Below are 16,127 nucleotides of genomic sequence, written 5' to 3' on the forward strand. Positions count from 1 at the left end.
TCCGGTTATGACTGTTGAGTGTACTCTTCAATGGCATCAATCAAAATATGCATATGATTTTTTTCTGCTTGGGAAAGGGAAATAAATGCCGATTGCAGGGACGTCTCACTGGTTTTATGCGCCATAAACCGATAAAGATCAAAAGCATGGTATTCCATATTTATGGCATTTTCAAGAATATCCATGGTCGTGGTCTTACCCTCTGCTGCAAGGGTGTTCATCAGATCATTCAGAAGGATTCCCCCCTCCAGAATTTCTCCTGATAATTGGGCATAAAGCCTTTCATAGGGTGACACATCTTTTTTTATAACGGATTTTAAATGGGAGTAGATCAATGTGGCATGGGCTGTTTCGCCGTCCCGGATTTTTTCCATCACCGGGTTAAGCCCCAGATGAGCGTAATGATCAATGATGTGGCTGTAAAAACGAAAAGCCCCTTTTTCAAGATTCATGGCAAAGAGCAGACTCTCTTTTATCCCTTTTGCCGGATCAAAATATTTCAACCGGGGAACGCCTTTGATTCTTTTCCCTTTCCATGCCAGCATGCCTCCGTCAATATTATAGGTTTTTCGGTTTCCCTTGTCGAAAAAATCCGCTGTCAATGCTGCCGCTTTTGATCTGGCACCGTTTCTGCAATAAAAAATCAGATCTTTATCAGGAAGTTCCTCCACTTGTTCTTCAAACTCTTTCAAGGGGATTAATATCGCACCGGGAATGTGGGTATCCATGTATTCCACCGGTTGTCTTACATCAATGAGAAGATAGTCCTTCTCATTTTTTTGGCTTCTGTATTTTTGAAAGGCTTGAACAGACATGGATTTCATGTGTTTTTCCTTTTAAATATGGATGGAATGTTTTTATTAGAAAATAAAACTTTCGGGTAACCTCAGCAGAGCCCCCCCGGGGGGGCAATAGGAATCGGCCAATTGAACTGTCTACAGTTCCGGCCGGGCCCATTGGCCCCTCGGGAGGGCGGCATAATCCCATTCAGGGGCGCATTTCAAGCTTTGTTGTGGGCAGATTGAGGTCAGAATGCGGTCCACTCGTGACGGTTATAAAACTAATATGTATTTTTTTATCACAGATGGGTAGTATTGTTTAGGCTCAATTCCTTTATGAATAGGATTTAGCAATTGACTTTTTAGCGATGTTTCAAGTATATGCTTAACATTGTTTGATTCTTAATTCAATATTAAGGAAGTTCGTGTCGTTTTGTAATGTATTTTACTTGCAGGTTACAGGCGTATTTTTTCGTAAAATGTGGAATTTCTAAGCGTCAAGGTCACCCCATATCTAAATAATGAAAGCTTGTTATGACGCTTAAAAGAAAATATTTTAACATAGTTATGATAACTACATGAAAGGATTATGATGAAATTAAACAAAACAAAATTGAGTTTATGTAAATCAAAATACATTTTGCGAGTTTTTGAAATTTTATTTTTCATTGTGTTTTTTGCAACATTATGTGGTTGCTACGATGGACATAGTGATAATAATGATAATGACTTGCAAACACAAATTGCGTATGACGACCCCTACAACTGGGCTTCATTACCATCCTCAATAGTAAAAGACGTTGATGTCTTTTATGCCTACCCAACTGTTTATTTTGATGCAGACCCCCCGAACATGGATATTACAGACGAAAAGAATCGACAGGATGTTATCGATAAAATGAATGCACAAATGGGATTGTATTCTCCATACACCAATATCTTTGCTCCATACTATCGGCAAATGTATCGAGATGGGTTTGATGACCTCCCAGCAGAAGAAGCGTCAGAATTATTAAATGTTGCCTATGAAGACATTGTCTGTGCATTTAAGTATTACATGCAAAACCTGAATGACGGTCGTCCTTTTATCCTTGTGGGGCATAGCCAGGGAGCAGGAATATTGGTCGATCTGTTGAGAAATGAATTTCACAATGAATCATATATGGAAAAAATGATTGCTGCTTATACAACCGGTGTTTCAATTATGAATAGTGACACTGTGAACTATCCATGGATAAAAATAGCTCAGTCAGCAACCGATCTGGGGGTGGTAATTATTTATAATACCTTGGATTCTCAACACTATGAATCTTCTTCTTTTCAAACAGGCAGCTTGTGTGTAAATCCACTTTTATGGACCACAGACACCACTTATGCTCCGCAAACAGAAAACCTTGGAGCCGTTTGGACAGATAGTGATGGTAATATCACCCAGGAAATAGAAAACTTTACTGATGCTCAGATTCGTGATGATGGTGCCCTGGCTGTTACCACACCTGATCCAGACGATTATTATGATCCTGACAGACAACCCTATGGCGGTTATCATGATTATGATCAAATATTTTTCTACAGAAATTTGCAGCAAAACGTTGCTGACAGAATTGACGCATATTATGCCAAAGAATAAATTAAGCTGGCAAGACCATGGTGTTTTGTGGCGCGCATAACTAAATTGGCAAATAAATTGTTTTTTCCGGGGTGGACAGTTTCATAATTTTCTTGATTTTTTGTAGCTTTTTAAAGATATTCAGATCATGAATGAAACAACGCAAAGGGGGGTAGAACCCCAAAAAAATCCAGAACTGGACCTGGCCCGGGAATTTGTGCTGCACACTGGGTGTCATCTGTTTTTAACGGGCAAAGCAGGCACCGGAAAAACCACTTTCTTAAAAACGCTGGAAAAAGCCACAGCCAAACAGATGATCATCACGGCCCCCACCGGCGTGGCCGCCATTAATGCCGGTGGGGTGACCCTGCATTCTTTTTTTCAGCTGCCTTTTGGACCCTTTGTGCCGGGAAGTGAAACCCAGGAACACAACCGCCGGCGCATGTTTCGGTTCAGCCGGGAAAAATTGAAAATCATTCGTTCCCTGGATCTTCTGGTTATTGATGAGATCAGCATGGTGCGTTCAGATCTTCTGGATGCCGTGGATGCAGTGCTTCGCCGCCTGCGTCGCAATGAGCGCCCCTTTGGCGGGGTGCAATTACTCATGATCGGGGACCTGCACCAGCTGCCGCCGGTGGTGAAGCAGGACGAGTGGGACCTTTTACAGCAATATTACGAATCACCCTATTTTTTCAGCAGCCTCAGCCTGCTTCAGTCAGAATTGATATCCATTGAATTGCAGCATATTTACCGCCAGACCGATGCCCGGTTTATCCGGCTGCTTAACCAGGTCCGGGACAATTGCCTGGACAACCGGGGAATGGAAGCATTGAACCGGCGGTATGTGCAGGGCTTCACCCCGGACCCGGATCAGGGATATATCACCCTTACCACCCACAATCTCACTGCAGAATCCATCAACAACAATCGGTTAAAAGAACTTCACGGCACACCTTCAGGGTTTGAAGCCGAGGTGTCCGGGGAGTTTCCCGGCCACAGTTTTCCCACCCCGGCCAATCTGTTGCTTAAAAAAGGGGCTCAGGTGATGTTTTTACGCAATGATACATCCCCTGATAAGCGCTATTTTAATGGCAAAATCGGTAAAATCACCACCATGTCACCGGAGGAAATCTGGATTTCCTGCCCCGGGGAAAGCGATGCCATAAAAGTGGAACCTGTGCAGTGGGAAAATATCAAATACACCGTGGATGAACAGACCAAGGAGATCCAGACCGAGATTATTGGTAAATTTAAACAATTTCCGCTGAAACTTGCCTGGGCCATCACCATCCATAAAAGCCAGGGACTGACCTTTGATAAAGCGGTGATTGAGGCTGGGGCCGCCTTTGCCCATGGTCAGGTGTACGTGGCCTTGAGCCGGTGCAGAACCCTTGGGGGCATGGTACTCAATTCCCCCATTCCCTCCCGGGGCATTGATGCCGACGGCACCATTCTTTCCTTTTTGGCCACGGCCCGGGAAAATCATCCCACAGTGGAAAAACTGGAGGCTGCCAGGGTTGAATTTCAGCAAAAACTGCTCTTAGAGTGTTTTGATTTTAAACGTTTGCAAAGCCGTTTTAATTATCTCACCGGGCTGTTAACAGGCAATGCCCGGGTGGTGCAGGTTTCCGGGGTCAGTGATGTTCCCGGGCTGCGTCACATGGCCTGGAAGGACATCTTTTCAGTCAGTGAAAAATTTAAACATCAGTTGATGGGGATTTTTGCCGGGGGCCATCTGCCCCAATCCCATGATCATACTCTGGAACGCATTGCCAAGGCATCGGGCTGGTTCCAGAAAAAATTTTCCCACTGTTTTGATGATATTGTGGAAAAACTGCATGTGCAGACGGACAATAAAGAGCTTAGAAAAAAAATCGGCAATGCCCTGAATAATCTCAAACAGGAGATTAAAATTAAAAGATCTGGAATTCAATGCTGCGAAAAAGGGTTCTCCCCGGCCCAATACCAGCGGGCCGTGGCCGTGGCTGAGATTGATTTTGTGCCGGAAAAGGTGAAATCTTCCACCCGCCCAAGCTATGGGGAGTCGGATATTGAGCACCCCGAGTTGTTCCGCTCCATGATGGCCTGGCGAAACCAAAAGGCCCAGGAGCTGGAGGTTGCTCATTTTCAAATTTTACACCAGCGGGTGTTGATCCAGATTGTGGTGCATCTGCCTGACAATAAAACAGATTTGAGAAAAATCAGTGGCGTGGGACCCAAAACCATTGAAAATTATGGCGATGAGATCATAGCCATGGTTGCTGCCTACCGCAAGGCCCATGGCATTGAAACGGTTATCTTAAATCCACCCCGGGTGGTGCCCGAAGAGGTTTCCGGGGATGCCGGAGCGGATAAATCCAAATCCCGGAGACGAGCAGGGGGGGCAGGCACCCGCCAGATCACCCTTGACCTGTTTTTAACCAAGGAATTAAGCATTCCCGCCATTGCCGAAGAAAGAGGTCTTGTGCCGGGCACCATTCAAAGCCATCTTGCTTTTTTTGTGGAAAAAGGCGAGCTTGCCATTGACAAGGTGGTTACCAAAGAAAAACAACAACTCATTGAAAAGGCCGTTGCCAAACGTCAGGAAGAATCCCGGGAATCATCCGAGGTTCACGGTGGTTTTTTAAAACCCATTAAGGAATCGCTGGGGGATGCCTGCTCTTATGGTGAGATCAGGTTGGTTCTGGCCCATTTAAAACATCTGGCCGGTCCGCCCGGGCAAGGCAGTAGTTAACTATTTTGAATTTAGCGAAGGTGTTAGCTTTAGCCTGGGCTCAAGGCACAAATCATTGCACATCCATGATGCCCGAAGCCAGCTCAAGATGGGTCATGGCGGCCCGGTAGTCGTGAATGGCCTTGAGATGATTGGTCAGACTTTGTTGAACTGTAACCTCAGCATCCAGAAGATCTGTGATGGTGAAAAGACCGCTGTTATACCTGTTTTTTACAATGCGAAGAGATTCTCTGGACTGACCAATGGCAGCTTTGGCCACCTGGATGCGTTCCCAGGCACTCCGGGCATTGAAAAAAGCATGGCGGGTCTCTCCGCAGATGCGCTGTTCCATACCCTTGAGCATGGCGTTGATCTGTTTCAGATTAAATTCAGCCTCACGTATATTTGACGAAATCCGTCCCCCGGTGAAAAGAGGCAGGGAAGCCACGGCCCCCACGGTGTAGTTGTTGCCATTGTCGTTGAAGTCTTCGCTGTTCACCTCAAAATTTCCAGAGAGACTCACAGACGGAAGGCGGCCGGCCCTGGATTTTTCTTTTTCTTTTTCTGCAATGCGTTTTTGAAACATCAATTGTTTTAAATCCGGTCGATGGGCCAGGGCCTTTTCAATCCACTCATCCAGATGCCCGGTGATGGGGCTTTTTGCCGCAAGGGGGGTGGTCAAGGTGTCATCAAGGTTACCGGCTCCGCCCATGGCGATTTTAAGCATGCATTTGGCAATGTCGGTCTGGCTTTTGCTTTCTGATAGTTGCTGTTTAAGATCGGCAATGTGTACCTTTGCCCGGAGGAGATCACTTTTTGCCACAAATCCACCGTCATACCGGGATTGCACCAGTTTTAAGTGTATCTTTGCCGTTTCCAGGATCTGTTGAATCACTCCCTGATTTTCCCGGGCCAGCAATGCCCGGATATAGGCGGTGATAGTTCCGGCAATGACCTGTTGACGGGTCCGTTCCCGGGAAAAATCGCCGGCCTCCTGGTTGAGCCGGGCCTGTTGCACCCCATACCAGGTCTGACCACTGTCGTACACCGGCCAGGTCACAGACAGTCTGGATGCATAATTGGTGATGGCATCAGGATCATTGAGAAGGTCCGGGTTAAAATCCTTTGTGGCAATGGATTCCTGGTTGAGTTTGGTGCCAAAGGCCCACATGGGGTTGGTGGTGCGGTTGACCTGTTCCTGGAAATAAACCTGGGGCAGGGCACCGGATCGGGCCTGGGTGATTTTTTCCCGGGCCGAAAGGGTCTGGAAATGCGCTGCCTCAAGTCCTGGGTTATGGGCAATGGCCTTGTCCACTGCCTGGGACATACTTAAATCCGCTGCCAGGCCCTGGATGGGAAATCCCATGAAGCATGTAAGCATCAACCACAATGGCCAGACCATGTTTTTATTTTTTTTTAATAACCGTATCACCTATTCCTCCTTATAGCGTTATAGCGTTCAAACGATATAAAATTGCCTTCAATTAGACCATGGTGCTGTCAGCCGGTTTAATGTGTTCCGCCTCCCATCGCTTATCCATGAAATAGAGCACCGGCACTGTCATGCGGGAAAACAAAAGGGACGCCACTTCACCTGCCATGAGAGAGATGGCAAGGCCCTGGAAAATGGGGTCAAACAAAATCACCGACGCCCCCACCACCACAGCGGCGGCTGTGAGCATCATGGGGCGAAATCGCACAGCTCCGGCATCTATCACCGCCTGATCCAGGGGCATGCCCTGGGCAATTCTGAGCTCAATGAAATCCACCAGAATAATGGAGTTTCTCACCACAATACCGGCCCCGGCAATGAATCCGATCATGGAAGTTGCCGAGAAAAAGGCCCCCATGGCCCAGTGGGCCGGTAAAATTCCGATAAGGGAAAAGGGAATGGCCACCATGATCACAAAGGGGGTGGAAAAAGACTGGAACCATCCCACCACCAGTACAAAGATCAGAATCAGCACCACACCAAAGGCAAATCCAAGATCCCGGAACACCTCATAGGTGATGTGCCACTCCCCGTCCCATTTCATGGACAGATGACGGTCACTTTCCGGAAGGGCTGCAGTGTGTTGGACAATATTATAGCCCTCCGGGGTGGTGATGGTGTTAATTTTTTTCCACATCTCCAGGATGGCGTACACCGGGCTCTCCTTGGCACCTGCCACATCTGCTGTGACATAGACCACCGGCATGAGATTCTTATGATAAATGCTGCGGTCGGGCTGGGTTTCGTGTATGCGCACAAGGGAGGACAGGGATAACAGGGTGCCGTCGGCGGCGGGGATTTTCACCGATCCCAGACGATCCACCCCGGCCCGGGTGGCAAGGGAGGGCTGGAGGATAATGGGTACATCTTCTTTTTCCAGAGGCCGGTGAAGAAGACCTGCGTTTTGTCCCTCCAGAACCACCTGCAGGGTTTTTGCAATTTTGTTGACGCTGATGCCGTGGAGGGCGGCCTTTTCCTGGTCAATGTCCAGTTGATACCGCACCTGGTTTTCTTCCATGTACCAGTCCACATCCACCACCCCAGCAGTACTTTCAAAAATATTTCTTACCTGGAGGGCAAGTTCCCTTTGGCGGTCATAGTCCGGACCGTATATTTCTGCCACCAGTGTGGACAGCACCGGGGGCCCCGGCGGCACTTCGGCAATTTTCACCCTTGCGCCATATTTGTCAGCTATGGCTTTTAAGGGCGGTCTCACCCGTTTGGCAATGGCGTGGCTTTGCTGTTTGCGATGGGCTTTCCCGGCCAGATTCACCTGGATATCAGCCATGCCGGGGCCTTTTCTCAGATCATAATGGCGCACCAGACCGTTAAAATTAAATGGACCGGCAGTACCGCTGTATATCTGGTAATCCACCACTTCGTTAACGGTTTTAAGATATTCGCCCATTTCCATGGCAGCAGAGGTGGTCTCTTCCAGTGTGGCGGTTTCCGGCATATCCAGAATTACCTGGAATTCACTCTTATTATCAAAGGGTAGCATTTTTACCCGGACCATCCCCACCCCCACCATGGCGCAGGCCAGAATCAAAAGTGCTGCCACAGAGAGCAAAAAGCCCCATTGCCACAATGGTTTGTGGAGTAAGGGGTCCATGACTTTACGATAAAGTCGTGTGGACCAGTCTTCACTGCCATGGTCCGGGTGGCTGCCATGTTCCTGACCGTCTTTGATTTTGATCATTCGCACCGAGGCCCAGGGCGTGACAATAAAAGCCACCAGCAGGGAAAAAAACATGGCCGCCGATGCCCCCATGGGAATGGGGCGCATGTATGGCCCCATGAGACCGCCCACAAAAGCCATGGGTAAAATAGCGGCAATAACGGCAAGGGTGGCAAGTATGGTGGGATTACCCACCTCGTCCACGGCTTCAAGGGCCATCTTAAATTTGGATCGGCCTTTGTTTTCAGGGAGTCGATAATGGCGCACCACGTTTTCCACCACCACAATGGCATCATCCACCAGAATACCGATGGAAAAAATCAAGGCAAACAACGTGATGCGATTTAAGGTATAGCCATAGAGATAAAAGGTGGTCAAGGTCAGGGCCAGGGTGACAGGGATGGCAAAGGCCACCACCCCGGATTCTCTGTGGCCCAGGGTGAACCAGATGAGGATGGTCACGGAGACCACGGCAATGAGCATGTGAAGCAGCAGCTCATCAGATTTTTCCTTGGCGGTTTCTCCGTAATGGCGGGTAAGGGTCATGTGGACATTGTCCGGGATGATTCTTCCCCTGGCATCATTGACACGCTCAAGCACTTTTTCTGCCACACCAACGGCATTGGTGCCCTTTCTTTTTGCCACGGTGAGGGTGACAGCGGGCCATACCCCCCGGGTGGCATCCACCGTTGGAATCTGTTTTTCCATGGCTGCAGGTCCGGTGCCGAAAAAAACATATTGTCCGGGATCGGCAGGACCGTCTTCAATATCTGCCACATCCCTTAGATATACGGGGCGGCCATGGGAAACATTGATCACCACCCGGCCCACCTCTTTGGCGTTTTTCAAAAGCCCCCCGGTGTGGATGATAACCTGACCCCGGCGTGAGGGAAAACTGCCCGAATCCGAGGCCTGGTTGGCAGCAGAGACCAGGTTTGTCACCTGTTCCACATCAAGACCATAAGCGGCCAGCCGGATGGGGTCCAGGTGAACGCTTACCTGGCGCTGCTCTCCGCCGATGATGCCGGTGATGGAGACATTGGGTTCACGTTTAACAATGTCTTCCACTTCGGCGGTGAGTCGTCTGAGCTGGTAAGTGTCCACCTCTTCGCTCCAGAAAGTCAGGGCCAGTATAGGCACATCATCAATGTATCTGGGCCTGATCAGGGGAGGGCTCACCCCCGTGGGAATGCGATCGTAATTTGACATAAGCTTGGATTGAAGCTTTACAATGGAGGCTTCTTCATCCTGCCCCACCAGAAAACGCACCACAGCCATGGACATGCCGGGCATGGAGGTGGAGTAAATGTATTCCACCCCTGGGATTTCCCAGAGCAGTTTTTCCATGGGTTTGGTCACCCGTTGTTCCACCTCTTTAACACTGGCCCCGGGCATTTTTACAAACACATCAATCATGGGAACAATGATTTGTGGTTCTTCTTCCCGGGGAAGGGCGATGACCGCTGCAATGCCAAGAAGAATGGAGGCAATGATAACCAGTGGCGTGAGTTTGGAATCAATGAAAAAAGCGGCAATTTTACCTGCAGGGCCTTGTTTTACGGTCATGATTTATCCTCCACTTTCATACCATCCTTTAATTCACGTGGAGGGGACACAACGTATCGCGTACCGGGTTTAACCCCTGAAATGATTTCCATTTGATCTTTAAAATGTCTGCCGGTTCTCATGAGCCGGAATCTTGCAATGTTCTGCTCATCCACCATAAAATAACCGGTGAGCTGCCCCTGGGTTATCCGGGCGGATTCAGGAAGTAAAAGCATTCCATCTTCGCCCACGGGGATGTTCACCCGGCTGAACATGCCGGACCGGAGCATGGCATTTTCCGGAAGAACCATTTTTACGGTAAAGGATCTGCTTTTTTCGTCTGCTGTGGGGGCAATGGTCTCTATGGTACCGATGATGGGGGGAGTATTTACCAGGGCCGGAACAATAACCGCCATTTTTTGATTCAATTGTACGGCCTGGAGATGATGTTCCGGTAACAGAAATTCCACCTGGAACCCCCCTGTTTTTTCCAGGGTTAAAAGCGGTGCTCCCGGGGATGCAAGATCCCCGACATTGATCATTTTAGCAGTGACAGTGCCGTTATAGGGGGCAATAATTGTGGCATCTTTTTTAGAAACCCCGGCACCGGATACTGCGGCCTTTGCCTGTTGCACCCGGGACCGGGCCGCTGACACCATGGCATGGGCCTGGGCAAGGGCTGCCCGGGCCTGGAGATGACGGGCTTCTGCCTCTTCAAATTCCTGGCGGGTGGCAGACTCCTCCTGGAATAATTTTTTAAATCGTTTGTATGTGGCCCTGGCAAGATCTGCTCCTGCCTGGGCAGCATTCCGGGCCGAGATGGCCGCATTTTCTGCCCTTCTGGCCTCGGTGAGACCGGCTTCACTGCGGCGAAGACCTGCGGCCACCTGGCGTTCATCTAATATTACCAGTACATCCCCTTTGACCACTGCATCGCCTTCTTTGACATTGACAGCCTTCACCGTGCCCATGATTTTGCCGGACAGGGTACTGGCGTTCTGGGCAGTTATGGTACCAAGGGCTTCATAAATAAAGGGTTGATTGCTGATGTCTGCCACAGCCACAGCCGTGTTTATGGTTACCGGGGCATTTTTTTCTGTGGTGCCGGGCTCAATTTTTTCATTGCAGCCCATTAAAAGACAGATGATCCCCAATGGGATGCACATTGTTAATAACGATTTTTTACCCATGGTTGGCTCCTTTTATATCATGCAATAAAAATTTTAATTATGATCTATATCTTATTAAAATTTGTCAATGCCTTTTGTTTATTCTCCTTGTTTTAAACTTAAAAAACTCTGTTATCACTGCTTTTATGGTAGGTGTTCGTATTTTTAAGATCACATGATCTGTTCAAAGAAAAGTTTAAATAGAACATGCAGATGATGCCATATAAGGGCTTATTATAAGTAAATATTTACTATAATAACAAGTCTTTAATGGAAAAGACTGGTATGATGATAAGAATTCATCTATAAAGATGTAATGACCGCGTACAACTCAAAAAAAATAGTAATAAATTACACAGGAAAAAGGCAACAACAAATATGACGTCAGCTAAAAAGTCAGGATATCTATATATACTTGGGGCCGCCGCTTTATGGGGATCTCTTGGTCTAATCTGTAAAATATTATTTGAATATGGGCTCAATTCTCCAGACATCTCCTTTTATCGACTGTTCATGGGAAGTTTGTTCATATTGATGTACCTGTCGTTCAAGGATATCTCTTTGTTGAAAATTGATCGCAGGGGATTCTTGTTCACAGCCGTCATCGGGTTGATCGGTCAGACCATGCCCAATGGACTTTATTTTTACGCCATCAATCAGACAACCTTGACAACGGCCGTGATCCTGCTTTATACAGCCCCTGTTTTTACCAATATTATTTCCAGATTTCTCTATGGAGAATGTTTTACCCCATTAAAACTGTTTTCCATTGCCCTTTGTGTAACAGGGGTTGTCCTCACCGCCACCGGCGGAGACATCAGCACTCTGAAGTTTAATTCAATCGGTTTTATCACCGGCATTCTTGCAGGATTCACCTTTGGATTGATGCCCATTTTAAATAAATGCCTTGTGGGGAAATATGATTCCTGGACCATTTTATTTTACAGTTTTCTCTGGGGCAGTTTTTTCTTGCTCCCCATGGCACAGCCCTTTAAAATATTAGCCATAAAACTGGACCTTCGTTTCTGGTGCACATTTCTTTTTCTGGGACTTTTTCCAGCCATGATTGCCTATGGATTGTATTTAAAGGGGCTCTCCATGGGGGTACCGCCTTCAAAGGCCACCATTATCAGTACGGTGGAAATTGTGGTTGCAGTATTCATTGCCTGCACAATCTTCAATGAGTCACTTAATTTGTATAACATATTTGGCATTGTCATGGTTACCTTTGCCTCCATTTTAATCCAGAAAAAAGGTCCCGTAAAAGAAACAGTGCAGTTAAAAACCAATGTGATTTGAATATAAAAAAAACCAAGAATGATAGATGCCGAAAAATGCGGAAAACAACCAATGGGATCCCAAATGAAAAACATATGTTCAGATCTTGGCGCAGAGTACCAGGCATTACACGACCTGGTTTCCGGGTTAAATGAAAACAAATGGTATTTTAAAACCCCCTTTTTTCAGTGGACGATTTTTGATGAAGTTGCCCACATTGCTTTTTTTGACCACGAGGCGCTGTTGGCCGTTGAAGACCCGGTTCGATTTAAGGCCCGTAGCAGAAAAATTATGGAAATAGTCGTTTCATCAGACCCCTGGCCGGAACAATTCAATCGGATGCTGGAACCTGAAACGCCGGATACCTTATTATCCTACTGGTACCGGACACGCACCCGCCTGCTTGAGCATTTTGGTGCCATGAAACCCGGGGACAGGTTGCCATGGTATGGACCGGATATGAGTGTCCGGTCTTTTGCCACTGCCCGTTTAATGGAGACCTGGGCTCACTCCCAGGATATTTTTGATACCCTCAAAAAAAAGAGAAGAGACACCAACAGATTGCGTCATGTGGCTCACATCGGTGTGAACACCTTTCAATGGAGCTTTAAGCTCAGAAATTTGACTGTTCCGTCGATTGGGCCCCGTGTTGAGTTGTCCAGCCCGGATGGGGGACAATGGGAATGGGGACAACCCGATGCAACAAATCGGGTCTGGGGTAGTGCCCGGGACTTTTGTCTGGTGGTGACCCAGCGACGCAATGTGGCTGATACCCGCTTGAAATGGCAGGGCAAACATGCCGGTCAATGGCTTGCAATCGCCCAGGCATTTGCCGGTATCCCCCAGGATGGTCCCATACCTGCTGAACGTGTTTTTTGATTGATCTCTCCAAGTTTACTTCAGCAGAGCCCCCCCGAAGGGTAATAGGAACCGGACAATTGAGCTGTCTACAGTTCCGGTCCGGGCCAATTGCCCGTCGGGGGCGGCGATATAATACCATTTGGCTCCGCGTCTACGACCCTATATTTGTTGTGTCCGACAGGACATGCCCGCTATAAAAAACGGTAATGAAATTGTTAAGTCTTTAACCCAGGAGCTGTTGACATTAGATTAAACTTTTTAAAGCAGTCAACAGCTTGTCCACATTTTCAGATCGTGCCGTGTGACCCATGAGCCCGATGCGCCAGATTTTTCCGGCAAGGGGGCCAAGTCCTGCACCGATTTCAATTTTGTGGTCTTTGAGCAGGGCAGATCTGACACCGGCATCATCAGCTCCCTGGGGGATGTAAACGGAATTGAGCATGGGCAGGCGGTATTGTGAATCCACCAGCATTTTAATGCCGATTTTATCAAGCCCGTTCACCAGTCGCAGGTGATTGTTCATATGCCGTTTGTGAACATTTTCTTCACCTTCTTCAAGGATCAGATAAAGGGCCTGGTACAAAGCGTAGAGCATATTGATGGGGGCTGTATGGTGGTAGGCACGGGTGGCACCTTCCCAATAGTTGATGATCATGGTCAGATCCAGATACCAGTTGGGTACCTTGGTTTTTCTCTTCTTGATTGCTTCCACCGCCTTTTCGGAAAAAGAAATAGGTGCAAGACCCGGAGGACAGGAGAGACACTTTTGGGTGCCGCTGTAGAACACGTCAATATTCCAGTCATCCAGACGGATGGGGATACCCCCCAGCGAGGTAACCGCATCCACCAGATAAAGGGCATCTGTATCCTTGACAAGTGCACCGATTTCCGGCACTGGATTTTTCACGCCTGTGGAGGTTTCAGCATGGACAACTGCCACAATTTTATATTTTTTTTCAGATAGTTTGGCTTTTACCTCATCCACAACAACAGGAGTGCCCCATTCAAACTCAATGGTGTCCACATCTGCACCCAGGCGGGTGGCAACATCCTGCATCCTCATGCCGAACACACCATTGATGAGAATCAGAACCGGATCATCCTTTTCAATCAAATTTACAAAACAGGTTTCCATACCGGCGGAACCGGTGCCTGATACAGGTATGGTAAGCTTGTTGTTTGTGTGCAGCAATGTTTTCATCTGCTCTTTAATGGCATCCATGATGTTGATGAATTTGGGGTCCAGGTGTCCCAGGGTACTTTTTGCCATGGCATCCAGTACAGCCTTGTTCACACAGGAAGGGCCGGGACCCATCAGGGTTATCTCCTCAATGCCGTTTAATAAATTTTCCATCAATTTTTCCTTTCGTGTTTTAACTATTATTTGATTCAGATATTTTCAACTTGTTGCCAAGGAGTCCCTTTTTGATCCTTTGATTCAGGGGAGTAATAGAATCCGTACACCTTGCTTTTGCAATATTCCCACATGGGCAATTATCCGTCAACGAAATCAAATGTATTTTTAAAGCCTTGAAAATTGTGGGACATTTTTACCGAATTGTGGTATGAAGCCCAATTAATCAAAAAATAAAAATTATTTGGAATAAATATGTCATTTGAAGATCTTGGCCTTCGGGTCGAACTGCTTAAAGCCGTTAAAACCAACGGCTACACTGCCCCCACTCCCATCCAGAGCCGGGTCATTCCATCAATCATCAAGGGACGGGACGTCCTTGCCCGGGCCCAGACAGGAACGGGTAAAACCGATGCTTTTGCCCTGCCTCTGGTTCATATGTTAAGCCGGCAAAAGAGCAATGCACGACATCCCCGGGCATTGATATTGGCGCCCACCCGGGAACTGGCCCTTCAGGTGGGTGACTGCTTTAAAGATTACGCCAGAAGGGTGTCCCTGCGGTGCTCTGTGGTGTACGGAGGAGTTAACATCAATCCTCAAATCCATCGTTTAAGACGCGGCATTGATATTCTTGTGGCCACCCCGGGCCGACTTCTTGATCTGGCATCCCATAGGGATCTGCATCTTTCCCAGATAGAATTTCTGGTGTTTGACGAGGCAGACAGAATGCTGGACCTGGGCTTCAGCGGGGAAATATCTGCAATTCTTGAACTTATGCCCACGAATCGTCAAACCATGCTGTTTTCTGCCACCTACACGCCCCAGGTCCGGCAACTTGCCCATGAAATGCTCAATGACCCCAAAAAGATAGAGGTCAGCCCCAATATTAAAGCGGCTGCTTCCATTTCACAAAGGGTGCATCTGGTGGAGCAGGTGAACAAATGCGCCCTGCTTGTTCATTTAATGGGCAAGGGAAACTGGTCCCAGGTCCTTGTTTTTACCCGGACAAAACACGGGGCAAACAAATTAACGGAAAAACTCATGGCAAAGGGGGTAAGTGCTGCTGCCCTCCATGGCAACATGAGCCAGTCCCAGCGTACCCGGACACTCAAGGAGTTTAAAAAAGGGGAGATAAGAACCCTGGTGGCAACGGATGTGGCCGCAAGGGGTCTTGATATCAGTAATTTACCCCATGTGGTGAACTATGATATGCCCCGGGCCCCGGAGGATTATATCCATCGCATTGGCCGCACGGGCCGTGCCGGGGTAAGTGGTTTGGCTGTATCGCTGGTGAATCATGATGAAAATGCCAGTCTCAAGGCCATTGAGAAACTGCTGAAGCAGAAAATTCCCAAAAAATCCGTTGAAGGCTATACCGTGGATGGTGCAGTGCCGGAATTTGTATTATTGCGGCCTAAAAATCCCTTCAGTGAAAAAAAGGCAAGCAAGGGGATTAAAGAGGTGGTCAGTAAAAGGAATGCTTCAAAGACATCTGCCGCTAAACCCGCAGGTGCCGGCAAAGGAGGCAAACCTGATTCAAAATCATCATCCGGCAAAAAAGCGAAAAAATTTGAGAAAAAACTTTCCCGATCCCAGGCCCGTTCCCGCCCGATTGCGAGAAAAGGAAAAAATAGAAAAAAATAAGAGTT

The 16,127-nt window shown here is 47.7% G+C and carries 10 protein-coding genes; 5 read left to right on the forward strand and 5 right to left on the reverse strand.

What is annotated here, in order from left to right; all coding sequences use genetic code 11:
- Positions 1-5 precede the first annotated feature (5 nt).
- Positions 6-824 carry a rhodanese-like domain-containing protein gene (locus B9A32_RS06100; protein WP_084067511.1) on the reverse strand — a complete coding sequence of 273 codons (819 nt, stop codon included), beginning with the start codon at positions 822-824 and terminating at the stop codon, positions 6-8.
- Between the two features lie 544 nt (positions 825-1,368).
- On the opposite strand from B9A32_RS06100, the gene B9A32_RS06105 reads away from it, so the two are divergent.
- Complete coding sequence (locus B9A32_RS06105; RefSeq protein WP_084067512.1) at positions 1,369-2,409, forward strand: DUF3089 domain-containing protein; 1,041 nt, start codon at positions 1,369-1,371, stop codon at positions 2,407-2,409.
- A 127-nt stretch (positions 2,410-2,536) separates the two neighbouring features.
- The gene (locus B9A32_RS06110; protein WP_084067514.1) at positions 2,537-5,122 is read left to right on the forward strand and encodes a helix-turn-helix domain-containing protein; all 2,586 of its coding nucleotides are present in this window, start codon (positions 2,537-2,539) and stop codon (positions 5,120-5,122) included.
- A 52-nt stretch (positions 5,123-5,174) separates the two neighbouring features.
- Here B9A32_RS06110 and B9A32_RS06115 read toward each other — a convergent pair whose 3' ends face one another.
- The 3 genes from B9A32_RS06115 to B9A32_RS06125 are packed head-to-tail and all read right to left on the reverse strand — an operon-like array spanning position 5,175 to position 11,006.
- On the reverse strand, positions 5,175-6,533 hold the full coding sequence (locus B9A32_RS06115; protein WP_084067516.1) for a TolC family protein: 1,359 nt from the start codon (positions 6,531-6,533) through the stop codon (positions 5,175-5,177).
- Between the two features lie 52 nt (positions 6,534-6,585).
- Positions 6,586-9,837 (reverse strand): efflux RND transporter permease subunit, encoded by a 3,252-nt coding sequence (locus B9A32_RS06120; protein ID WP_084067519.1) that lies wholly within the window; start codon positions 9,835-9,837, stop codon positions 6,586-6,588.
- On the reverse strand, positions 9,834-11,006 hold the full coding sequence (locus B9A32_RS06125; protein ID WP_084067521.1) for an efflux RND transporter periplasmic adaptor subunit: 1,173 nt from the start codon (positions 11,004-11,006) through the stop codon (positions 9,834-9,836). Before B9A32_RS06125 ends, B9A32_RS06120 begins: the two co-directional genes overlap by 4 nt.
- A gap of 357 nt (positions 11,007-11,363) precedes the next feature.
- Here B9A32_RS06125 and B9A32_RS06130 point away from each other — a divergent pair, with 357 nt between their 5' ends.
- Positions 11,364-12,284, forward strand: a complete 921-nt coding sequence (locus B9A32_RS06130) for a DMT family transporter (RefSeq protein WP_084067524.1) — start codon at positions 11,364-11,366, stop codon at positions 12,282-12,284.
- A 63-nt stretch (positions 12,285-12,347) separates the two neighbouring features.
- Positions 12,348-13,142: a TIGR03084 family metal-binding protein gene (locus B9A32_RS06135; protein WP_084067526.1), complete on the forward strand. Its 795-nt coding sequence runs from the start codon at positions 12,348-12,350 to the stop codon at positions 13,140-13,142.
- Between the two features lie 226 nt (positions 13,143-13,368).
- On the opposite strand, the gene B9A32_RS06140 is transcribed toward B9A32_RS06135, so the two are convergent.
- Complete coding sequence (locus B9A32_RS06140; protein ID WP_084067529.1) at positions 13,369-14,478, reverse strand: pyridoxal-phosphate-dependent aminotransferase family protein; 1,110 nt, start codon at positions 14,476-14,478, stop codon at positions 13,369-13,371.
- Between the two features lie 255 nt (positions 14,479-14,733).
- On the opposite strand from B9A32_RS06140, the gene B9A32_RS06145 reads away from it, so the two are divergent.
- Positions 14,734-16,122, forward strand: coding sequence for a DEAD/DEAH box helicase (locus tag B9A32_RS06145; RefSeq protein WP_084067531.1), 1,389 nt, complete (start codon positions 14,734-14,736; stop codon positions 16,120-16,122).
- The last annotated feature ends 5 nt before the right edge of the window (positions 16,123-16,127 follow it).

The organism is Desulfocicer vacuolatum DSM 3385 (assembly GCF_900176365.1).
Lineage (GTDB): Bacteria > Desulfobacterota > Desulfobacteria > Desulfobacterales > Desulfobacteraceae > Desulfocicer > Desulfocicer vacuolatum.